Here is a 22758-nt window from a genome sequence, read left to right as displayed (position 1 = left end):
AAATTACTTAATTAGAGACCTTTGTAGTACATAGGTCGCTATCAATTAGCAACTATAATACATATCAAACTCAACCGGATGAGGGGAAGCACGCAATGCGGTTACTTCTTCCATTTTAAGTTTAATAAATGAGTCAATCACAGCATCAGTAAAGACACCACCTTGCTTCAAAAACTCACGATCGGCATCCAACGACTCTAATGCTTGGTCTAATGAGCCACAAACTTTAGGAATTTGTGCTTTTTCAGCGTCGGACAATTCATATAAATCTTCATCACCCGGTTTGCCTGGGTCAATCTTATTTTTAATACCGTCAAGACCTGCCATTAACATTGCTGAAAATGCCAAATAAGGATTGGCAGTAGGATCAGGGAAACGCACTTCAATACGACGACCTTTTGGGTTGGAAACAAAAGGAATGCGAATAGCAGCAGAACGGTTTTTAGCTGAATAAGCCAACATTTCAGGTGCTTCAAAGCCTGGGACTAGACGCTTGTAAGAGTTAGTTGAAGAGTTCGTAAAGGCATTTAATGCTCTAGCATGCTTAATAATACCGCCAATATAATAAAGTGCCATTTGGCTTAATTGACCATACTCATCGCCATCAAATAAGTTTTTACCGTCTTTGGCAATTGATTGGTGAACATGCATACCGTTACCATTATCAACCGCAATTGGTTTAGGCATAAAGGTCGCTGTTTTGCCATACATATGCGCAACATTGTGAATACAATATTTAAGAATTTGAGTTTCGTCTGCTTTTTTTACTAGCGTATTAAACAAAGCACCAATTTCACACTGTCCAGCAGTGCCTACTTCGTGATGATGAACCTCGGTAGTAACGCCCATCTCTTCAATAGCCAAACACATTTCTGCACGCAAATCGTGTAATGAATCCACGGGAGGAACTGGAAAGTAACCGCCTTTAATTCTAGGGCGATGTCCTTTATTTCCGCCTTCAAAATCAGAACCTGATTCCCAATCTGCTTCCTCAGAATTAATTTCATAAAACGCTTTGCCTAGTCCAAAACCTGTGTCCCACTTGACACTATCAAAAACGAAAAATTCTGGCTCGTTACCAAAATAAGCGGTATCTCCGATACCCGTTTCATTTAAATAATCTTCTGCTCTTTTAGCAATAGAACGAGGGTCTTTTTCATAGCCTTTCAAATCATTTGATTCAATAATATCACAAGTAATATTAAGGGTTGATTCTTGCGTGAATGGATCCAGAACTGCAGTTGAAGTATCTGGTTTCATAATCATATCAGATTCGTTAATCGGCTTCCAGCCTGCAATTGAAGAACCGTCAAACATTTGCCCCTCTTCTAATTTCTCAGCATCAATTGTATGTGCTGGCACACTCACATGTTGCTCTTTACCAATGGTATCAGTAAAACGAAAATCAATAAATTTGACCTCGTTTTCTTTAATCATATTCATTACATCATTTGCAGACATAGTTTTTCTCCTGTTTAATTATTAAAATTTACTGACAATCATTGTCAAAATAGCTTGCCCCATTGCAAACAAAAACAGCCAACAATTCTACCCTATTTTGTTAAGCTGATATTAAAATTTACAAATAGATGCAATGGACACAACTCCAATTCAACAACAATACTTTGCCAGTTTTATTCCAAAACTAAATTACCGCCATCAATTCAAAGTATTTAACAGAAGTAGGTAAATAGTTGCCCCTGTTAAGATAATTCTAACCACTTACAAGAGTATCGAAACCGATATTAATGATGAAATATTTAGTTTGCCTTAGTGCGGGCTATCTTTTTTATGATGAAGTAAGTGTTATATAAAAAAGATTCTATGGGGATAATTTTTGAAAATAACTTTAGAGAAAAGCTATATCAAAACTCATTCTTAAATTAAAATTAAGCGTTAATTACTTCACTCATTTCATCAGACTTCTCATCAACGGCAGTGGAGGATAATTCAGCCTCAACTTCTGCTGCAATTGCACTGTCTGCTTTTTTCTCTTGTACTGATAATTCTACCTCCAAAGCGTTGACTTCAGTTAAGATGGATGCATTAATTAAACCTGCTTCAATTTCTCTTAGGGCAACAACTGTGCCTTTGTCCTTGCCAACATCCAAAGTTGAGCGATGACCGCCAGAGTTTAATTGGTGTGCGCGTTTTGCTGCTACCAATACCAATTCAAAACGATTTTCTACAAAATCCAAACATTCTTCTACAGTTACTCTTGCCATGCTTTAACCTTCCAACTTCAAATACGATAAAATGAAGCAATTTTACACGAGAAATGACAATGGAAAGACTGATTGTTTTAGATACAGAAACCACAGGAATTGAACCTTCTGAAGGGCATCGCATTATTGAGATTGGTTGCACTGAAATTATTGACAGACAAATCACCAAAGACAATGAATACCATCAATATATACAGCCAGAGCGTTTAGTGGGGGATTCTGAGCGAATTCATGGCATTAAAGATACTTTTTTAAAAGAAAAACCAAAATTTGAAGAAATTGCCGAAGAGTTTTTAGAATATATTGAGGGTGCGACTTTGGTGATTCATAATGCACCATTTGACCTTGGTTTTTTAAATCATGAATTGGCACTAATGGGTGCCGAACAACGCATTGAAGACAATTGCAAAATTATAGACTCATTAGAAGTATCCAAAGAGCAGCGCCCTGGCGGTATGCACAATCTTGATGCACTTTGTCGGCGTTTTGAGATTGATGCCTCCGAACGAACGGTTCACGGTGCATTGCTTGATGCAAAAATCTTGGCACAAGTTTATATTGCAATGACGGGTGGACAATTTACCTTATTTAGCGAAAGTCAACATGCAGAAAATGACAGCATTAAAATCAAAAGAGTGGATTCTGACCGTACACAAATCAAAATAGTGATGGCAAATGAAGCAGAACTTAAAGCACACAATACTTATTTTGAGACCTTTACATAAATAGGGATGATTAGCAAAATGACAGATTTTATTAAATTGGAAATTTTTTAAATCCACTCCTAGCAGGGCTAAGGGTGTTTTTAAAAAGTTTGTAATTTGATGAAAGATGGCGTTTTGATGATTATTCATATTTATGCAAAGGTCTCATTTTGACAAAGTTAAAGAACAATAAACATTTGCACCCCTTAACACAGTATAATAATCTTTTTTTCGGAGTATAGCGCAGTTTGGTAGCGTACCTGGTTTGGGACCAGGTGGTCGGGGGTTCAAATCCCTCTACTCCGACCATTTTTATTTGTTGTTTTCAGAAACCTAAATAGTCACCCTCTTAAAACAAAAAAATTTGCGCCCTTAGCTCAGCTGGATAGAGCAACGGCCTTCTAAGCCGTAGGTCACACGTTCGAATCGTGTAGGGCGTACCATACAAGCTTATGATGGATAACCTAGGTAGAAAATATTCTATCAACATCCTTTTCATTGAAAAACAAATGCTCATTACAGATTTCATTGTGAATGGCAATTTCGCCACGCTCCTCTAAGAGTTTTCTGGCTTCTTCCTCCCCTAAATTAAGAACAACGGTTTCAAAGCGTTGTTTATCTTTTTGGCATTCATAGTGGACGGGAGTTTTATCAAATAATTCAACCGTTTCTTCGTGAAATAGGCGATATAACAGTAAATCTGCTGTTAACTCACAGAGTTCTTTGTCAGTAACTGTGTTTGCCAAGGTTTTGATTCGATGCCAATCTTCGCTATCATTGCTTTCCGACTCTGGCATTTTTTGTATGAGTATTGCGCACAAATTATCCTTGTCGGAGCTTACCCAAAGTTTGGACTCAAGTTGCTCTGATTGAGAAAAATAATCTTCAAAAGTTTGTAGCAATCCTGCGTCATTTCTGGGGATTAATGATTGGAAACTGGCATCAGTTTGGGCATTGTATAAGGTGGCAACGATTTGCCCTTTGCCAAGTATAGCATTAAGTGTGTTGTCAGCAGAAATATCACCATTTACACGCACCATACCACGGATTTTTAAATCGTGAGTAACTTCGACTAACAGTAAATTAACTAAGCCATCACCTTGTGATTGTAGGGTAAATTTACCTTTGTGCTTCATTCCACTGGACAACATAATGGCCAAGGCACTGATTTCACCGAATAATCGTCTGACTTTCTCAGAATAACCACGGTTTTGAATCATTGCCTGCCATTCATTAGAAAGTAACAGGTGTTGCCCGCGAATATCTAGTTCTTTGAATAAAAAGCGTCTATGGATGTCCATTGGTTTTAGTTTTGGTAAGTTTTGATGAGACCTTTGCATAAATAGGGATGATTAGCAAAATGACAGATTTTATTAAATTGGAAATTTTTTAAATCCACTCCTAGCAGGGCTAAGGGTGTTTTTAAAAAGTTTGTAATTTGATGAAAGATGGCGTTTTGATGATTATTCATATTTATGCAAAGGTCTCATAAAGCATTTTCCAAAAATAAATCAATCTTATTCTGATATTTTTGCAAAATTATACTATGGACTGGCAAAATTAGTCAATCTATGCTCAATGAGACCTTTGCATAAATAGGGGTGATTGGCAAAATGACAGATTTTATTAAATTGGAAATTTTTTAAATCCAATCCTAGCAGGGCTAAGGGTGTTTTTAAAAAGTTTGTAATTTGATGAAAGATGGCGTTTTGATGATTATTCATATTTATGCAAAGGTCTCTCAATATTATATTCTTTACAAACTTCATCAAATGGATGTATTTCGCTTAGTATTATTCATTAAAAATCAGCATAAGTGAATCTAGTTTCTCTATCTATGCTATCACGGTAGTTCATTTTTCTTGTTTTAGGCTAAATAGTTAGATTGTTACTATGTTTCTCAAAACCTATTGTAAAAGGCCATAATTTTGTATTTTTTTAAACTAATTCATCGGTAAAATCGCCGTTATGGACTACAAAGACTTTATCACTAAGCTATTCGCTTATCTAAAAAATCACATTGGTAAATTGGTGTTTACTTCCTTGCTGATGATACTTGCAACTGCATTGGAAAGTGCAATTCCTGAGATTACAGGGCGTATTGTTGATGATTTGTTTGTCGGTGAGCGTAGTGGCGATACTGCGTTACTGTATGCGGGGATATTGTTAATTGTGATTGTAGTTAGCTCGTTATTGGCATTGACTTCTACGGCAGCTAGTTCCTGGGTGTCTAATAGAGTAATTATGAACTTGCGTGAAGATATGTTTACCAAGTTATTAAAACTACCTAAGACTTATTTTGATAAAAATGCGACGGGAAAAGTGCTGTCAAAATTGACTTACGATGTCGAGCAAATTGCATCTGCAGCTTCAACAATTTGGCTAAGTTTTGTTAAATCTTCGATATTTGTACTTATTTTAATTGGCTATTTATTTTACAAAAGTTGGGAGTTGAGTCTGAGTTTGATTGTATTCTTGCCGTTGGTATATCTCATTGTCAAATTATCATCAAGCCGTATGCGTAATTCCAGCAAGCAAGTGCAGCAATCAATTGGCAATATGACACACTTATTAGATGAAAATATTTCTGGCAATTCCTTAGTGAAAATTTATCAAGCACAGCAACAAGAAAATAAAAAATTTGGTAAATTGATTAAAAACATCCGTCAGCAACGCTTTAAAGTGGATATGACCAGTGCAATTAATATGGCAGTCGTCAATATTTTGATTGGCTTATCACTCGGCAGTGTGGTGTATTTTTCTGCCACTTATTTAAAAATGAGTGCAGGTGAGTTTTTGTCTTATTTTACTGCAATGGGCATGCTAGTAAAACCCGCCAAAAGCCTGATAAACATCAACAAACCCCTACAAGGGGCAATGGCAGCAGGGGAAAGTGTATTTGGCTTAATAGCTGAAAAAGAAGAAGTTAACCAAGGAAAGAAACAATTAAAGGCTGTCAAAGGTGATATTTCATTTAAAAATGTTTGCTTTGGCTACAACGACAAATGGCAAGTATTAAACAACATTAATTTAGACATTAAAGCAGGGGAAACCGTTGCGATTGTCGGCTCTACAGGTAGTGGTAAAACGACAATTATTCAATTATTAGCAAAATTTTACTCTATCAATTCAGGCTCAATCAGCATTGATGGCACGGATATTAGTGAATTTGAATTAGACTCATTGCGTTCACAAATCGCGTTCGTCGATCAAAATGTTCGTCTATTTAATGACAGCGTCAAAGGCAATATCGCACTCGGTCAAATTAAAAATATGAGCAATGATAAAATTGAGAACGCCGCCAAAGTCTCTAACGCTTATGATTTTATTCAGAAATTGAGTGAAAAATTTGACTCACAAATTGGCGAAGATGGCGTCTCACTCTCTGGCGGACAACGACAACGATTAGCGATTGCCAGAGCGATTGCCAAAGACAGCCCAATTTTGATTTTGGATGAGGCTACTTCAGCCCTAGATTCTGCCACTGAAAAACAAGTGCAATCTGCCATCGATGAAATGCAAAAAAACCGCACCACGATTATCATTGCCCATCGTTTAAGCACTGTGAGAAAAGCAGATAAAATTATCGTGCTACGACAAGGTAAGATTATTGAGCAAGGTTCACATCAGGCACTACTAGATGCTGATGGCGAGTATGCATCACTCTATAAACATCAGTTTAATTAAATGAGACCTTTGCATAAATAGGGATGATTAGCAAAATGACAGGTTTTATTAAATTGGAAATTTTTTAAATCCACTCCTAGCAGGGCTAAGGGTGTTTTTAAAAAGTTTGTAATTTGATGAAAGATGGCGTTTTGATGATTATTCATATTTATGCAAAGGTCTCTAAATATTTAGTCGCATACAACACTTAACAGATTAGCAAAAAAAAGATTGATATTTTTCCATAAAAAAACCCGCCTAAATAAGGCGGGTTTTTGTTTTTATGGGTGTCTTACTTTATGAGACCTTTGCATAAATAGGGATGATTAGCAAAATGACAGATTTTATTAAATTGGAAATTTTTTAAATCCACTCCTAGCAGGGCTAAGGGTGTTTTTAAAAAGTTTGTAATTTGATGAAAGATGGCGTTTTGATGATTATTCATATTTATGCAAAGGTCTCTTTATACAAGAATAAGATTATCAGTTATAAAGTGCCCTAATGCAACTGTGTCGGGAGTAGAGGAGCCACCAATACCAGAAACCCCTTGTAGATTGATAACCAAATCAGCAACATCATCTGTAACCGTGCCATCAGCATCAATCGTTAGTTTGGCACTACCTGCAGTGCCAGTATCTGACACTGTAATATATTTATCAATATTAGCAAAAAGTGTCGCTTGGTTACCACTAGCGGTAATAAAATCTTTTAAATCTAATTTATCGCCACCAGCACCAAATATGAAGCCAGTTATGGTGTCTTCGCCATTATCTGTATTTGCATAAACAAAAATATCACTGCCTGCACCGCCATTTATAGTGTCGTTGCCTGCACCACCATTTATAGTATCGTCACCTGCACTACCCGTTATAGTATCGGCGTTATCGGTGCCGATATAAAAATTATATGCAAATGCCCAAGTTTTACCTGAGGTATTATCAATACCTGCAAAGTCATTACCCGAGGTGTCAGTTATAACGCCTGATGCCATTTTGATGTAATAAACGCCCGAAGTTAAGTTACTCGGGTTAAGAGTGAGTGTTGTGTCGCTAATATTAGCATTAGTAATGCTAATAGTTGCAACTTTTTCTGCACTATTCCAGATTTCAACAATGCCACCATTTGTTTTGATGTTTTCAGAAAACTCAATTACTAGATTTGAAGGCTCGCCTAAGACATTGGTATCGCTGGTTTTTTCTGTAAAGGTTGGAACTTGTCCATCTACAGAAGAAGGTTGTTGATTGTAGTAGTATTTAAGGGTGCCATCAAACTCACCCACCACCAAATCTAGGTCGCCATCGCCGTCAATATCGGCTAGGGTTGGTGAGGAAGAATATCCCACATTAATGCCATTAAAAGGATTGTCATCTCCAGTTTTTGCTTCATAAGCAGGGTTAGAAGTAGTGCCTGTGTTTTGATAGTATTTAAGGGTGCCAGCACTCTCACCCACCACCAAATCTAGGTCGCCATCGCCGTCAATATCGGCTAGGGTTGGTGCGGAAAGATTCCCCACATCAATGCCATTAAAAGGATTGCTATCTCCAGTTTTTGCTTCATAAGTAGGGTTAGAAGTAGTGCCTGTATTTTGATAGTATTTAAGGGTGCCATTCTGCTCACCCACCACCAAATCTAGGTCGCCATCGCCGTCAATATCGGCTAGGGTTGGTGCGGAATAATCCCCCACATCAATGCCATTAAAAGGATTGCTATCTCCAGTTTTTGCTTCATAAGTAGGGTTAGAAGTAGTGCCTGTATTTTGATAGTATTTAAGGGTGCCATTCTGCTCACCCACCACCAAATCTAGGTCGCCATCGCCGTCAATATCGACTAGGATTGGTGAGGAATAATTTACCACATCAATGCCATTAAAAGGATTGTCATCTCCAGTTTTTGCTTCATAAGCAGGGCTAGAAGTAGTGCCTGTATTTTGATAGTATTTAAGGGTGCCATTCCTCTCACTCACCACCAAATCTAGGTCGCCATCGCCGTCAATATCAGCCAAGATTGGCACAGAAACATTCCCCACATCAATACCCTCAAAAGGATTATTGCCCGAACCTGTTTTTTCAATATACTCAAGCTTAGTCGTGGTCAACACCACTCTATCAGCGGTAAATACTGGTGCATTACCTGCGACATCTGTTATATTATTTAGCGTAATATCGCTTGTTGGATTGTCAATATAAAAGTCTGTAGCGGCAATGCTATCTCCAGCTTGAACGCTATATTTAAACACCAGTTTCTTATCACCTGCAGTTGTAGAGGCGGTTTTATCCAAAACAAAGTCTTTGCCTGCAATGACCACTTTAGAGCCTGTGGTGTTATTAAGTTTCAAGGTCTCGCTCATTGTCAGTGTTAGGCTGATAACATCGCCTGTCTTAAAAGCAGATTGTCCTGCTGGAATATCGCTTAAAGTCCATGGATTGGTCGTGATTGGAGTTGGGTTAATGGTGTCATAAGTTACTGCTGTGCTAGTGCTAATTGCTGAATTGGTGCCATCACTAAGCGTTACTACAGCCGTGTAGGTTTTTCCATCGGCTAATTCAGATGGCATAGCAGAATGTGCGAGTGCCCAAGTGCCGTCAGCTGCAACAGCTGGTAATCCTGAAGTTATTGCTGTGCCTACTGTATTACTACCTTCAAAAAACTCAATCTTAGTAATAGATAAGGTACCTGCTCCCGCTACTGTGCCTGAGAGTGCGGTTGCGTCTTTTTCACCATCATTAATGTAGTTATCATCGGCACCTATCCAAGCGATTGTGGTAAAAAGTGCTTTGGTTGCAAATACCCATTGGTTAGTATCTTTAGTAATGGCAGCAGCATCGTTACCCGCTATGTCAGTTACTGTGCCTGCATCCATGGTGATATAGTAACTGCCTTGGGTTAATTTATTATCAGTTAAACCTAATGCTGACACATCAATGGTGAGTTTATCGCCAGCAATGCTGAATTTAGTTGTCTCAGTAATATTAATGGTTGCTATTACTCCATCATCACTACCTTTAATAACAATACTACCTGTACTACCTGCTTGAATGTCTTCATTAAAATCAAGCGTCAGGTCTGAGGTTTCACCCAATTCGGCCGAAGCTTGTGTTGTTAGAGTTGGCGCTTGTCCATCTACAGAAGAAGGTTGTTGATTGTAATAATATTTAAGGGTGCCGTCAGTCTCACCTATCACCAAATCTAGGTCGCCATCGCCATCAATATCGGCCAGGGTTGGTGCGGAATAACCCCCCACATCAATGCCATCAAAAGGATTATCACCTCCAGTTTTTGCTTCATAAGCAGGGTTAGAAGTAGTGCCTGTGTTTTGATAGTATTTAAGGGTGCCATTCTGCTCACCCACCACCAAATCTAGGTCGCCATCGCCGTCAATATCGGCTAGGGTTGGTTTGGAATAATTTCCCACATCAATGCTATTAAAAGGATTGCTACCTCCAGTTTTTGCTTCATAAGCAGGGTTAGAAGTAGTGCCTGTGTTTTGATAGTATTTAAGGGTGCCATTACTCTCACCCACCACCAAATCTAGGTCACCATCGCCGTCAATATCGGCTAGGGTTGGTTTGGAAGAACGCCCCACATCAATGCCATTAAAAGGATTGTCATCTCCAGTTTTTGCTTCATAAGCAGGGTTAGAAGTAGTGCCTGTATTTTGATAGTATTTAAGGGTGCCATTATCCTCACCCATCACCAAATCTAGGTCACCATCGCCGTCAATATCGGCTAGGGTTGGTGAGGCAGCATTTCCCACATCAATGCCATTAAAAGGATTGCTATCTCCAGTTTTTGCTTCATAAGCAGGGTTAGAAGTAGTGCCTGTATTTTGATAGTATTTAAGGGTGCCAGCAACCTCACCCACCACCAAATCTAGATCACCATCACCATCAATATCAACCAGGGTTGGCGCAGAAACATTCCCCACATCAATACCCTCAAAAGGATTATTGCCCGAACCTGTTTTTTCAATATACTCAAGCTTAGTCTTGGTCAACACCACTCTATCAGCGGTAAATACTGGTGCATTACCTGCGACATTTGTTATATTATTTAGCGTAATATCGCTTGTTGGATTGTCAATATCAAAGTCTGTAGCGGCAATGCTATCTCCGGCTTGAACGCTATATTTAAACACCAGTTTCTTATCACCTGCAGTTGTAGAGGCGGTTTTATCCAAAACAAAGTCTTTGCCTGCAATGACCACTTTAGAGCCTGTGGTGTTATTAAGTTTCAAGGTCTCACTCATTGTCAAAGTTAGGCTGATAACATCCCCTACCTTAAAAGCAGATTGTCCTGCTGGAATATTGCTTAGAGTCCATGAGTTAGTAGCCGTTGGAGTTGGGGCTTGTCCATCTACAGAAGCAGATTGTTGATTGTAGTAATATTTAAGGGTGCCATCATTCTCACCCACCACCAAATCTAGGTCGCCATCGCCGTCAATATCGGCTAGGGTTGGTTTGGAAAAATCCCCCACATCAATGCTATTAAAAGGATTGCTACCTCCAGTTTTTGCTTCATAAGCAGGGTTAGAAGTAGAGCCTGTATTTTGATAGTATTTAAGGGTGCCATTCTCCTCACCCACCACCAAATCTAGGTCGCCATCGCCGTCAATATCGGCTAGGGTTGGCGTAGCAAAATCCCCCACATCAATGCTATTAAAAGGATTGATACCTCCAGTTTTTGCTTCATAAGCAGGGTTAGTGCCTGTATTTTGATAGTATTTAAGGGTGCCATTCTTCTCACCCACCACCAAATCTAGGTCGCCATCGCCGTCAATATCGGCTAGGGTTGGTTTGGAAAAATCCCCCACATCAATGCTATTAAAAGGATTATCATCTCCAGTTTTTACTTCATAAGCAGGGTTAGAAGTAGTACCTGTATTTTGATAGTATTTAAGGGTGCCATCACTCTCACCCACCACCAAATCTAGGTCGCCATCGCCGTCAATATCGGCTAGGGTTGGTCCGGAATAATTCCCCACATTAATGCTATTAAAAGGATTGTCATCTCCAGTTTTTTCTTCATAAGCAGGGTTAGAAGTAGTGCCTGTATTTTGATAGTATTTAAGGATGCCGTCACTCTTACCCACTACCAAATCTAGGTCGCCATCGCCGTCAATATCAGCCAAGGTTGGCGCAGAAACAAACCCCTTAACATCAATACCCTCAAAAGGATTATTACCCAAACCCGTTTTTTCAATATACTCAATCTTAGACAACACTACTCTATCAGCGGTAAATACTGGTGCATTACCTGCGACATCTGTTATATTATTTAGCGTAATATCGCTTGCTGGATTGTCAATATCAAAGTCTGTAGCGGCAATGTTATCCCCAACTTGAACACTATATTTAAACACCAGTTTCTTATCACCTGCAGTTGTAGAGGCAGTTTTATCCAAAACAAAGTCTTTGCCTGCAATGACCACTTTAGAGTCTGTGGTGTTATTAAGTTTCAAGGTCTCGCTCATTGTCAGTGTTAGGCTGATAACATCGCCTGTCTTAAAAGCAGATTGTCCCGCTGGAGTATCGCTTAAAGTCCATGGATTGGTCGTGATTGGGGTTGGGTTAATGGTGTCATAAGTTACTGCTGTGCTAGTGATAGTTGTTGAATTGGTGCCATCACTAAGCGTTACTGCAGCCGTGTAGGTTTTTCCATCGGCTAATTCAGATGGCATAGCAGAATGTGCGAGTGCCCAAGTGCCGTCAGCTGCAACAGCTGGTAATCCTGAAGTTATTGCTGTGCCTACTGTATTACTACCTTCAAAAAACTCAATCTTAGTAATAGATAAGGTACCTGCTCCCGCTACTGTGCCTGAGAGTGCGGTTGCGTCTTTTTCACTATAATTAATGTAGTTATCATCGGCACCTATCCAAGCGATTGTGGTAAAAAGTGCTTTGGTTGCAAATGCCCAAGTGGTGTCAGCACCTAAATTAGTGATACCTGCAAAGACATTGCCTGCCATATCGGTGATTACGCCAGATGCCATTTTGATGTAATAAGTGCCTTCAGTTAAATCAGCAGTAGGATTAATAGTAAGTTTATCGTTAGCAATGCTAATTTTACTATTGTCAATAGCAATGGTTTCTACAATGGTATTGTCGCTGGCTTTATGAATGACAATATTGCCTGTGCCGGCTTTGATGTTTTCACTAAAGTCAATTACTAGGTTAGAGTCTTCACCCAAGATAACGCTCATTGCTTGTGCGGTGAGAGTAGCAGTAGTAGTATCCACAGTAATCGCCAAAGCATCAGAAACTGCACTTTCATTACCCGCAGCATCTGTTGCTCTTGCGGTAATGCTGTGTGGGGTTGTGCTTTGGGTTAAACTGATATCAATAGAGAATGTGCCATTAGCCTTTACTGTTTCAGAGCCTATGGCTGTTGTGTTGGTACCATTGTATAATCTTATAGTAGCACCAACTTCTGCACTGCCTGTGATGGTGAGGTTTGAGGTTTTATTAGTTAGGTTGTCACTATTACTTGTGCCTGAATCGTCCTCTGTGGCTAAATCTAAACTTATGGGTTTGCTGGGTACAACGGTATCAACTTTATGACTATTACTAGCGTATTCTGTGCCAATACTTCCTCCAATTGCCGCATCTTTTGCCACACCAACAAATAAGTCAGTTGTTGAGTTATCTGTCACTCTGACTACTAACGAATAAACACTACCACTGCCACTGAAAGCACCTTTTGTTCCACCTGTCACTTCAATATCAGTTTTATCAAAACCAGTAACATCATCTTTAAAAGTAAAAGTATAGGTAATATCTGTGCCTACCTTTGCCTTGTTAATGATGCTTGTTTCTGCTAAATCATCAGTAATACTTAAACCAATCTCTAAACCTGGAGTTGACTCACTACCGTCAATATCAGTGGATATAATTCTCTTAAAAACACCTGCTTCTGATAGCCCATCATCGCCTGTTATATCAATCTTAACAAAACCATTTGCAAAATAAACCCTATCGCCATTAGAGGCTGTGAAGGAGACTTCTTCTTGATAATCGGTACCGCCAATATTAACAGTTCTTTCAAAAGTGTAGGTGCTGCCAGCTACTGTTTGTTTGGTGTATTCATTAAAGGTGCCGGTTAAATAAACAACATCGTTACCACCTGTTGAGGTGAGTCCTGTTGCATCAACTTTGGTGCCTTGGGCAACATAGACTGTGTCATTGCCACTATTGCCAGATATCTTAAATACTGAGCCTTTGACACCAGGGGTAATGTGCTCACCGTTGTTATCAGAAATAAATACTTTAGTAGCACCACCTTTGTCAATGGCGGGTTGACTGGTTAAAGGGTCGGTGGGTGTGCTTGAACTGGAGTCAATATCAGTGGATTTAATTTTCTGAAAAACGCCTGCATTTGATAGCCCATCATTGCCTGCTATATCAATCTTAAAAAAACCATTTGCAAAATAAACCTTGTCGCCATTAGAGGCTGTGAAGGAGACTTCTTCTTGGTATTCAGTATCGTTAATAGTAACCGTTCTTTTGAAGGTGTAGGTATTGCCATCTAGTGTTTGTTCGTAGTTGTTAAAAGTGCCGGTTAAATAAATTGAATCATTGCCACCTGTTGAAGTAAGCCCTGTTGCATCGACTTTGGTGCCTTGTCCTACATAGACGGCATCGTCTCCACTATTGCCAGATACTTTTAATGCTTGTCCGTGAGATTCAACTCCGGTGATATCGGAATACCAGTTGACGAAGAAGCCGTTGGTGTTGCTGATGAAGTATTTTGTTTGTCCTGGCATGGGGTTGTCCTGTTTTATAAAAATTAAATTGTATTATACATAACTTATTCCTTCAAGTTCAAGTTTTTAAATTTTTGGACTTAGTAAACCCTGAAAATATTACCAATTTGGTATCTAATCAAGGGGCTTTATTCTAACCCTAATTGTTTCTATTTTGGTTGATATTTTTCCATAAAAAACCCGCTTTAATAAGGCGGGTTTTTTATTAGCTTGCTTTATGTAAGAATAAGATTATCAGTTAGAGACCTTTGCATAAATAGGGATGATTAGCAAAATGACAGATTTTATTAAATTGGAAATTTTTTAAATCCACTCCTAGCAGGGCTAAGGGTGTTTTTAAAAAGTTTGTAATTTGATGAAAGATGGCGTTTTGATGATTATTCATATTTATGCAAAGGTCTCTCTAAGTTCAAGTTTTTAAATTTTTAAATTTTTGGTTGATATTTTTCCATAAAAAAACCCGCTTTAATAAGGCGAGTTTTTGTTTTTATGGGTGTCTTACTTTATGCAAAGGTCTCTTTATACAAGAATAAGATTATCAGTTATAAAGTGCCCTAATGCAACTGTGTCAGGAGTAGAGGAGCCACCAATACCAGAAACCCCTTGTAGATTGATAACCAAATCAGCAACATCATCTGTAACCGTGCCATCAGCATCAATCGTTAGTTTGGCACTACCTGCAGTGCCAGTATCTGACACTGTAATATATTTATCAATATTAGCAAAAAGTGTCGCTTGGTTACCACTAGCGGTAATAAAATCTTTTAAATCTAATTTATCACCACCAGCACCAAATATGAAGCCAGTTATGGTGTCTTCGCCATTATCTGTATTTGCATAAACAAAAATATCACTGCCTGCACCGCCATTTATAGTATCGTTGCCTGCACCACCATTTATAGTATCGTCACCTGCACTACCCGTTATAGTATCGGCGTTATCGGTGCCGATATAAAAATTATATGCAAATGCCCAAGTTTTACCTGAGGTATTATCAATACCTGCAAAGTCATTACCCGAGGTGTCAGTTATAACGCCTGATGCCATTTTGATGTAATAAACACCTGAAGTTAAACTACTTGGGTTAAGAGTGAGTGTTGTGTCGCTAATATTAGCATTAGTAATGCTAATAGTTGCAACTTTTTCTGCGCTATTCCAGATTTCAACAATGCCACCATTTGTTTTGATGTTTTCAGAAAACTCAATTACTAGATTTGAAGGCTCGCCTAAGACATTGGTATCGCTGGTTTTTTCTGTAAAGGTTGGAACTTGTCCATCTACAGAAGAAGGTTGTTGATTGTAGTAGTATTTAAGGGTGCCATTAGCCTCACCCACTACCAAATCTAAATCACCATCGCCGTCAATATCGACTAGGGTTGGTTTGGAAGAATCCCCCACATCAATGCCATTAAAAGGATTGTCATCTCCAGTTTTTGCTTCATAAGCAGGGTTAGAAGTAGTGCCTGTATTTTGATAGTATTTAAGGGTGCCAGCACTCTCACCCACCACCAAATCTAGGTCGCCATCGCCGTCAATATCGGCTAGGGTTGGTGCGGAAAGATTCCCCACATCAATGCCATTAAAAGGATTGCTATCTCCAGTTTTTGCTTCATAAGTAGGGTTAGAAGTAGTGCCTGTATTTTGATAGTATTTAAGGGTGCCATAAACCTCACCCGCCACCAAATCTAGGTCGCCATCGCCGTCAATATCGGCCAGGGTTGGTGCGGAAAAATCCCCCACATCAATGCTATTAAAAGGATTGCTACCTCCAGTTTTTACTTCATAAGCAGGGTTAGAAGTAGTGCCTGTATTTTGATAGTATTTAAGGGTGCCATTATCCTCACCCATCACCAAATCTAGGTCACCATCGCCGTCAATATCGGCTAGGGTTGGTGAGGCAGCATTTCCCACATCAATGCCATTAAAAGGATTGCTATCTCCAGTTTTTGCTTCATAAGCAGGGTTAGAAGTAGTGCCTGTGTTTTGATAGTATTTAAGGGTGCCATTACTCTCACCCACCACCAAATCTAGGTCGCCATCGCCGTCAATATCAACCAGGGTTGGCACAGAAACATACCCCACATCAATACCCTCAAAAGGATTATTGCCCGAACCTGTTTTTTCAATATACTCAAGCTTAGTCTTAGCCAACACCACTCTATCAGCGGTAAATACTGGTGCATTACCTGCGACATCTGTTATATTATTTAGCGTAATATCGCTTGTTGGGTTGTCAATATCAAAGTCTGTAGCGGCAATGCTATCTCCAGCTTGAACACTATATTTAAACACCAGTTTCTTATCACCTGCAGTTGTAGAGGCAGTTTCATCCAAAACAAAGTCTTTGCCTGCAATGACCACTTTAGATCCTGTGGTCTTATTAAGTTTCAAGGTCTCACTCATTGTCAGTGTTAGGCTGATAACATCGCCTGTCTTAAAAGCAGATTGTCCTGCTGGAATATTGCTTAGAGTCCATGAGTTAGTAGCCGTTGGAGTTGGGGCTTGTCCATCTACAGAAGAAGGTTGTTGATTGTAGTAATATTTAAGGGTGCCATCAGCCTCACCCACTACCAAATCTAAATCACCATCGCCGTCAATATCGGCTAGGGTTGGTGAGGAAGAATATCCCACATCAATGCCATTAAAAGGATTGTCATCTCCAGTTTTTGCTTCATAAGCAGGGTTAGAAGTAGTGCCTGTATTTTGATAGTATTTAAGGGTGCCATCATCCTCACCCACCACCAAATCTAGGTCGCCATCGCCATCAATATCGGCTAGGGTTGGTTTGGAAGAATATCCCACATCAATGTCATTAAAAGGATTGTCATCTCCAGTTTTTGCTTTATAAGCAGGGTTAGAAATAGTGCCTGTATTTTGATAGTATTTAAGGGTGCCATTATTCTCACCCACCACCAAATCTAGGTCGCCATCGCCGTCAATATCGGCTAGGGTTGGTGAGGAAGTAATTCCCACATCAATGCCATTAAAAGGATTGCTATCTCCAGTTTTTACTTCATAAGCAGGGTTAGAAGTAGTGCCTGTATTTTGATAGTATTTAAGGGTGCCATTCTGCTCACCCACCACCAAATCTAGGTCGCCATCGCCGTCAATATCGGCTAGGGTTGGTGAGGCAGCATTTCCCATATTAATGCCATTAAAAGGATTGCTATCTCCAGTTTTTGCTTCATAAGCAGGGTTAGAAGTAGTGCCTGTGTTTTGATAGTATTTAAGGGTGCCGTCACTCTTACCCACTACCAAATCTAGGTCGCCATCGCCATCAATATCAGCCAAGGTTGGCACAGAAACAAACCCCTTAACACCCTCAAAAGGATTATTGCCCGAACCTATTTTTTCAATATACTCAATCTTAGACAACACTACTCTATCAGCGGTAAATACTGGTGCATTACCTGCGACATCTGTTATATTATTTAGCGTAATATCGCTTGTTGGGTTGTCAATATCAAAGTCTGTAGCGGCAATGTTATCTCCAGCTTGAACACTATATTTAAACACCAGTTTCTTATCACCTGCAGTTGTAGAGGCAGTTTTATCCAAAACAAAGTCTTTGCCTGCAATGACCACTTTAGAGCCTGTGGTGTTATTAAGTTTCAAGGTCTCACTCATTGTCAGTGTTAGGCTGATAACATCGCCTGTCTTAAAAGCAGATTGTCCTGCTGGAATATCGCTTAAAGTCCATGGATTGGTCGTGATTGGGGTTGGGTTAATGATGTCATAAGTTACTGCTGTGCTAGTGCTAATTGCTGAATTGGTGCCATCACTAAGCGTTACTACAGCCGTGTAGGTTTTTCCATCGGCTAATTCAGATGGCATAGCAGAATGTGCGAGTGCCCAAGTGCCGTCAGCTGCAACAGCTGGCAATCCTGAAGTTATTGCTGTGCCTACTGTATTACTACCTTCAAAAAACTCAATTTTGGTAATCGTTAAAGTACCTATTCCAGTTGCTTTGCCTGAGAGTGTGGTTGCATCTTTCTCGTTATTATTAATGTAATTATCATCGGCACCTGCCCAAACAATGTCGGTAGTAAGGACGATGATTTCAAATGCCCATTGGTTAGTATCTTTAGTAATGGCAGCGGCACCGTTGCCCGCTATGTCAGTTACTGTGCCTGCATCCATGGTGATATAGTAACTGCCTTGGGTTAATTTATTATCAGTTAAACCTAATGCTGATACATCAATGGTGAGTTTATCGCCAGCAATGCTGAATTTAGTTGTCTCAGTAATATTAATGGTTGCTATTACTCCATCATCGCTACCTTTAATAACAATACTACCTGTACTACCTGCTTGAATGTCTTCATTAAAATCAAGCATCAGGTCTGAGGTTTCACCCAATTCGGCCGAAGCTTGTGTTGTTAGAGTTGGCGCTTGTCCATCTACAAAAAAAGATTGTTGATTGTAATAATATTTAAGGGTGCCATTATTCTCACCCACCACCAAATCTAGGTCGCCATCGCCGTCAATATCGGCTAGGGTTGGTTTGGAAAAATTCCCCACATCAATGCCATTAAAAGGATTACTATCTCCAGTTTTTACTTCATAAGCAGGGTTAGAAGTAGTGCCTGTATTTTGATAGTATTTAAGGGTGCCATTCTGCTCACCCACCACCAAATCTAGGTCGCCATCGCCGTCAATATCGGCTAGGGTTGGTTTGGAAAAATTCCCCACATCAATGCCATTAAAAGGATTACTATCTCCAGTTTTTACTCCATAAGCAGGGTTAGAAGTAGTGCCTGTATTTTGATAGTATTTAAGGGTGCCATTAGTCTCACCCACCACCAAATCTAGGTCGCCATCGCCGTCAATATCGACTAGGATTGGTGAGGAATAATTTACCACATTAATGCCATTAAAAGGATTGCTATCTCCAGTTTTTACTTCATAAGCAGGGCTAGAAGTAGAGCTTGTATTTTGATAGTATTTAAGGGTGACACCATCCTTACCCACCACCAAATCTAGATCACCATCGCCATCAATATCAGCCAAGTTTGGCGTGGAATAACCTCCCACATCAATGCCATTAAAAGGATTGTCATCTCCAGTTTTTGCTTCATAAGCAGGGTTAGAAGTAGTGCCTGTATTTTGATAGTATTTAAGGGTGCCACCAACCTCACCCACCACCAAATCCAGGTCGCCATCACCGTCAATATCAGCCAAGGTTGGTGTGGAATGATCCCCCACATCAATACCCTCAAAAGGATTATTGCCCAAACCTATTTTTTCAATATACTCAAGCTTAGCCTTAGTCAACACTACTCTATCAGCGGTAAATACTGGTGCATTACCTGCGACATCTGTTATATTATTTAGCGTAATATCGCTTGTTGGATTGTCAATATCAAAGTCTGTAGCGGCAATGCTATCTCCGGCTTGAACGCTATATTTAAACACCAGTTTCTTATCACCTGCAGTTGTAGAGGCAGTTTTATCCAAAACAAAGTCTTTGCCTGCAATGACCACTTTAGAGTCTGTGGTGTTATTAAGTTTCAAGGTCTCGCTCATTGTCAGTGTTAGGCTGATAACATCGCCTGTCTTAAAAGCAGATTGCCCTGCTGGAATATTGCTTAAAGTCCATGGATTGGTCGTGATTGGGGTTGGGTTAATGGTGTCATAAGTTACTGCTGTGCTAGTGATAGTTGTTGAATTGGTGCCATCACTAAGCGTTACTACAGCCGTGTAGGTTTTTCCATCGGCTAATTCAGATGGCATAGCAGAATGTGCGAGTGTCCAGGTGCCGTCAGCTGCAACAGCTGGTAATCCTGAAGTTATTGCTGTGCCTACTGTATTACTACCTTCAAAAAACTCAATCTTAGTAATAGATAAGGTACCTGCTCCCGCTACTGTGCCTGAGAGTGTGGTTGCATCTTTCTCGTTATTATTAATGTAGTTATCATCGGCACCTATCCAAGCGATTGTGGTAAAAAGTGCTTTGGTTGCAAATGCCCAAGTGGTGTCAGCACCTAAATTAGTGATACCTGCAAAGGCATTGCCTGCCATATCGGTGATTACGCCAGATGCCATTTTGATGTAATAAGTGCCTTCAGTTAAATCAGCAGTAGGATTAATAGTAAGTTTATCGTTAGCAATGCTAATTTTACTATTGTCAATAGCAATGGTTTCTACAATGGTATTGTCGCTGGCTTTATGAATGACAATATTGCCTGTGCCGGCTTTGATGTTTTCACTAAAGTCAATTACTAGGTTAGAGTCTTCACCCAAGATAACGCTCATTGCTTGTGCGGTGAGAGTAGCAGTAGTAGTATCCACAGTAATCGCCAAAGCATCAGAAACCAAACTTTCATTACCCGCAGCATCTGTTGCTCTTGCGGTAATGCTGTGTGGAGTTGTGCTTTGGGTTAAACTGATATCAATAGAGAATGTGCCATTAGCCTTTACTGTTTCAGAGCCTATGGCTGTTGTGTTGGTACCATTGTATAATCTTATAGTAGCACCGACTTCTGCACTGCCTGTGATGGTGAGGTTTGAGGTTTTATTAGTTAGGTTGTCACTATTACTTGTGCCTGAATCGTCCTCTGTGGCTAAATCTAAACTTATGGGTTTGCTGGGTACAACGGTATCAACTTTATGACTATTACTAGCGTATTCTGTGCCAATACTTCCTCCAATTGCCGCATCTTTTACCACACGAACAAATAAGTCAGTTGTTGAGTTATCTGTCACTCTGACTACTAACGAATAAACACTACCACTGCCACTGAAAGCACCTTTTGTTCCACCTGTCACTTCAATATCAGTTTTATCAAAACCAGTAACATCATCTTTAAAAGTAAAAGTATAGGTAATATCTGTGCCTACCTTTGCCTTGTTAATGATGCTTGTTTCTGCTAAATCATCAGTAATACTTAAACCAATCCCCAAACCTGGAGTTGACTCACTACCGTCAATATCAGTGGATATAATTCTCTTAAAAGCACCTGCTTCAAATAGCCCATCATCGCCTGTTATATCAATCTTAACAAAACCATCTGCAAAATAAACCCTATCGCCATTAGAGGCTGTGAAGGAGACTTCTTCTTGGTATTCAGTATCGTTAATATTAACAGTTCTTTTGAAGGTGTAGGTAATGCCATCTAGTGTTTGTTCGTAGTTGTTAAAAGTGCCGGTTAAATAAACAACATCGTTACCACCTGTTGAGGTGAGTCCTGTTGCATCGACTTTTGTGCCTTTGGCAACATAAACCGTGTCATTGCCACTATTGCCAGATATCTTAAATACTGAGCCTTTGACACCAGGGGTAATGTGCTCACCGTTGTTATCAGAAATAAATACTTTAGTAGCACCACCTTTGTCAATGGCGGGTTGACTGGTTAAAGGGTCGGTGGGTGTGCTTGAACTGGAGTCAATATCAGTGGATTTAATTTTCTGAAAAACGCCTGCATTTGATAGCCCATCATTGCCTGCTATATCAATCTTAAAAAAACCATTTGCAAAATAAACCTTGTCGCCATTAGAGGCTGTGAAGGAGACTTCTTCTTGGTATTCAGTATCGTTAATAGTAACCGTTCTTTTGAAGGTGTAGGTATTGCCATCTAGTGTTTGTTCGTAGTTGTTAAAAGTGCCGGTTAAATAAATTGAATCATTGCCACCTGTTGAAGTAAGCCCTGTTGCATCGACTTTGGTGCCTTGTCCTACATAGACGGCATCGTCTCCACTATTGCCAGATACTTTTAATGCTTGTCCGTGAGATTCAACTCCGGTGATATCGGAATACCAGTTGACGAAGAAGCCGTTGGTGTTGCTGATGAAGTATTTTGTTTGTCCTGGCATGGGGTTGTCCTGTTTTATAAAAATTAAATTGTATTATACATAACTTATTCCTTCAAGTTCAAGTTTTTAAATTTTTGGACTTAGTAAACCCTGAAAATATTACCAATTTGGTATCTAATCAAGGGGCTTTATTCTAACCCTAATTGTTTCTATTTTGGTTGATATTTTTCCATAAAAAACCCGCTTTAATAAGGCGGGTTTTTTATTAGCTTGCTTTATGTAAGAATAAGATTATCAGTTAGAGACCTTTGCATAAATAGGGATGATTAGCAAAATGACAGATTTTATTAAATTGGAAATTTTTTAAATCCACTCCTAGCAGGGCTAAGGGTGTTTTTAAAAAGTTTGTAATTTGATGAAAGATGGCGTTTTGATGATTATTCATATTTATGCAAAGGTCTCAGTTAACATTAAGTGCTGATTTACTGTTCATTTTGCTTAATACTAAATAGCCACTTGTTCTCTCAACCAAGGTACCTACGCAAGACTTATTTTGAGAACCTGTAATTAAATCACCTTCCCAGTAACCGGCAATCATTCTATTGTCAATGTCTTTAAGTCTATAGCAAATAAGTTGATTAATTTCTGGTTT

General features: G+C 39.4%; 13 protein-coding genes, 2 tRNA genes and 1 pseudogene. 4 read left to right on the top strand and 12 right to left on the bottom strand.

Translation table 11 applies throughout. The features are described from left to right. Positions 1 to 45: 45 nt before the first annotated feature. Together glnA and rpoZ are read right to left on the bottom strand one after the other, a co-directional pair. The gene (gene glnA / locus AB8525_RS09615) at positions 46 to 1461 is read right to left on the bottom strand and encodes a type I glutamate--ammonia ligase (RefSeq protein ID WP_369177617.1); all 1416 of its coding nucleotides are present in this window, start codon (positions 1459 to 1461) and stop codon (positions 46 to 48) included. A gap of 428 nt (positions 1462 to 1889) precedes the next feature. Continuing rightward, positions 1890 to 2225 carry a DNA-directed RNA polymerase subunit omega gene (rpoZ, locus tag AB8525_RS09610; RefSeq protein ID WP_369151297.1) on the bottom strand — a complete coding sequence of 112 codons (336 nt, stop codon included), beginning with the start codon at positions 2223 to 2225 and terminating at the stop codon, positions 1890 to 1892. A gap of 59 nt (positions 2226 to 2284) precedes the next feature. On the opposite strand from rpoZ, the gene dnaQ reads away from it, so the two are divergent. From dnaQ to AB8525_RS09595, 3 genes are all read left to right on the top strand, one after another. Continuing rightward, positions 2285 to 2950, top strand: a complete 666-nt coding sequence (dnaQ, locus tag AB8525_RS09605) for a DNA polymerase III subunit epsilon (RefSeq protein ID WP_369177615.1) — start codon at positions 2285 to 2287, stop codon at positions 2948 to 2950. 211 nt (positions 2951 to 3161) lie between these two features. Beyond that, positions 3162 to 3238: transfer RNA gene (locus AB8525_RS09600), tRNA-Pro, on the top strand. A gap of 57 nt (positions 3239 to 3295) precedes the next feature. Further along, a tRNA-Arg gene (locus tag AB8525_RS09595) sits at positions 3296 to 3372 on the top strand. 21 nt (positions 3373 to 3393) lie between these two features. Here the strand turns inward: AB8525_RS09595 and AB8525_RS09590 are convergent. The 3 genes from AB8525_RS09590 to AB8525_RS09580 all read right to left on the bottom strand — a co-directional run bounded on the left by AB8525_RS09590 (position 3394) and on the right by AB8525_RS09580 (position 4653). After that, the gene (locus AB8525_RS09590) at positions 3394 to 4269 is read right to left on the bottom strand and encodes an Hsp33 family molecular chaperone HslO (RefSeq protein WP_369177614.1); all 876 of its coding nucleotides are present in this window, start codon (positions 4267 to 4269) and stop codon (positions 3394 to 3396) included. Beyond that, the gene (locus tag AB8525_RS09585; protein ID WP_369151293.1) at positions 4236 to 4400 is read right to left on the bottom strand and encodes a hypothetical protein; all 165 of its coding nucleotides are present in this window, start codon (positions 4398 to 4400) and stop codon (positions 4236 to 4238) included. The genes AB8525_RS09590 and AB8525_RS09585 overlap by 34 nt, the downstream gene beginning before the upstream one ends. Before the next feature lie 73 nt (positions 4401 to 4473). Then, positions 4474 to 4653: a hypothetical protein gene (locus AB8525_RS09580; protein WP_369177612.1), complete on the bottom strand. Its 180-nt coding sequence runs from the start codon at positions 4651 to 4653 to the stop codon at positions 4474 to 4476. 244 nt (positions 4654 to 4897) lie between these two features. On the opposite strand from AB8525_RS09580, the gene msbA reads away from it, so the two are divergent. After that, positions 4898 to 6616, top strand: coding sequence for a lipid A export permease/ATP-binding protein MsbA (gene msbA, locus AB8525_RS09575; RefSeq protein WP_369177610.1), 1719 nt, complete (start codon positions 4898 to 4900; stop codon positions 6614 to 6616). Here the strand turns inward: msbA and AB8525_RS09570 are convergent. The 7 genes and pseudogenes from AB8525_RS09570 to AB8525_RS09540 form a co-directional block, all read right to left on the bottom strand. After that, on the bottom strand, positions 6613 to 6762 hold the full coding sequence (locus AB8525_RS09570; RefSeq protein ID WP_369177608.1) for a hypothetical protein: 150 nt from the start codon (positions 6760 to 6762) through the stop codon (positions 6613 to 6615). The genes msbA and AB8525_RS09570 overlap by 4 nt on opposite strands. Positions 6763 to 6887: 125 nt before the next feature. Continuing rightward, on the bottom strand, positions 6888 to 7040 hold the full coding sequence (locus AB8525_RS09565; RefSeq protein ID WP_369149986.1) for a hypothetical protein: 153 nt from the start codon (positions 7038 to 7040) through the stop codon (positions 6888 to 6890). A gap of 18 nt (positions 7041 to 7058) precedes the next feature. Further along, a complete protein-coding gene (locus AB8525_RS09560) occupies positions 7059 to 14354 on the bottom strand; it encodes a beta strand repeat-containing protein (protein WP_369177606.1) in 7296 nt (2431 codons plus the stop codon). A 238-nt stretch (positions 14355 to 14592) separates the two neighbouring features. After that, positions 14593 to 14739 (bottom strand): hypothetical protein, encoded by a 147-nt coding sequence (locus AB8525_RS09555; RefSeq protein ID WP_369149988.1) that lies wholly within the window; start codon positions 14737 to 14739, stop codon positions 14593 to 14595. Between the two features lie 134 nt (positions 14740 to 14873). Then, positions 14874 to 22166 carry an FG-GAP-like repeat-containing protein gene (locus tag AB8525_RS09550; protein ID WP_369177604.1) on the bottom strand — a complete coding sequence of 2431 codons (7293 nt, stop codon included), beginning with the start codon at positions 22164 to 22166 and terminating at the stop codon, positions 14874 to 14876. Between the two features lie 238 nt (positions 22167 to 22404). Continuing rightward, positions 22405 to 22551, bottom strand: a complete 147-nt coding sequence (locus AB8525_RS09545; RefSeq protein WP_369149988.1) for a hypothetical protein — start codon at positions 22549 to 22551, stop codon at positions 22405 to 22407. A gap of 24 nt (positions 22552 to 22575) precedes the next feature. Further along, positions 22576 to 22719, bottom strand: a pseudogene (locus AB8525_RS09540) (IS30 family transposase); the annotation flags it as partial. Positions 22720 to 22758 lie beyond the last annotated feature (39 nt).

The organism is Candidatus Thiodubiliella endoseptemdiera, from assembly GCF_964212635.1.
GTDB lineage: Bacteria > Pseudomonadota > Gammaproteobacteria > PS1 > Pseudothioglobaceae > Thiodubiliella > Thiodubiliella endoseptemdiera.
This window is presented reverse-complemented; position numbering and strand designations above follow the sequence as displayed.

Coding starts and splice junctions, on each gene's coding strand:
- glnA (WP_369177617.1), bottom strand. CDS start 1,461: ATGTCTGCAAATGATGTAATGAATATGATTAAAGAAAACGAGGTCAAA.
- rpoZ (WP_369151297.1), bottom strand. CDS start 2,225: ATGGCAAGAGTAACTGTAGAAGAATGTTTGGATTTTGTAGAAAATCGT.
- dnaQ (WP_369177615.1), top strand. CDS start 2,285: ATGGAAAGACTGATTGTTTTAGATACAGAAACCACAGGAATTGAACCT.
- AB8525_RS09590 (WP_369177614.1), bottom strand. CDS start 4,269: ATGCAAAGGTCTCATCAAAACTTACCAAAACTAAAACCAATGGACATC.
- AB8525_RS09585 (WP_369151293.1), bottom strand. CDS start 4,400: ATGAATAATCATCAAAACGCCATCTTTCATCAAATTACAAACTTTTTA.
- AB8525_RS09580 (WP_369177612.1), bottom strand. CDS start 4,653: ATGAATAATCATCAAAACGCCATCTTTCATCAAATTACAAACTTTTTA.
- msbA (WP_369177610.1), top strand. CDS start 4,898: ATGGACTACAAAGACTTTATCACTAAGCTATTCGCTTATCTAAAAAAT.
- AB8525_RS09570 (WP_369177608.1), bottom strand. CDS start 6,762: ATGAATAATCATCAAAACGCCATCTTTCATCAAATTACAAACTTTTTA.
- AB8525_RS09565 (WP_369149986.1), bottom strand. CDS start 7,040: ATGAATAATCATCAAAACGCCATCTTTCATCAAATTACAAACTTTTTA.
- AB8525_RS09560 (WP_369177606.1), bottom strand. CDS start 14,354: ATGCCAGGACAAACAAAATACTTCATCAGCAACACCAACGGCTTCTTC.
- AB8525_RS09555 (WP_369149988.1), bottom strand. CDS start 14,739: ATGAATAATCATCAAAACGCCATCTTTCATCAAATTACAAACTTTTTA.
- AB8525_RS09550 (WP_369177604.1), bottom strand. CDS start 22,166: ATGCCAGGACAAACAAAATACTTCATCAGCAACACCAACGGCTTCTTC.
- AB8525_RS09545 (WP_369149988.1), bottom strand. CDS start 22,551: ATGAATAATCATCAAAACGCCATCTTTCATCAAATTACAAACTTTTTA.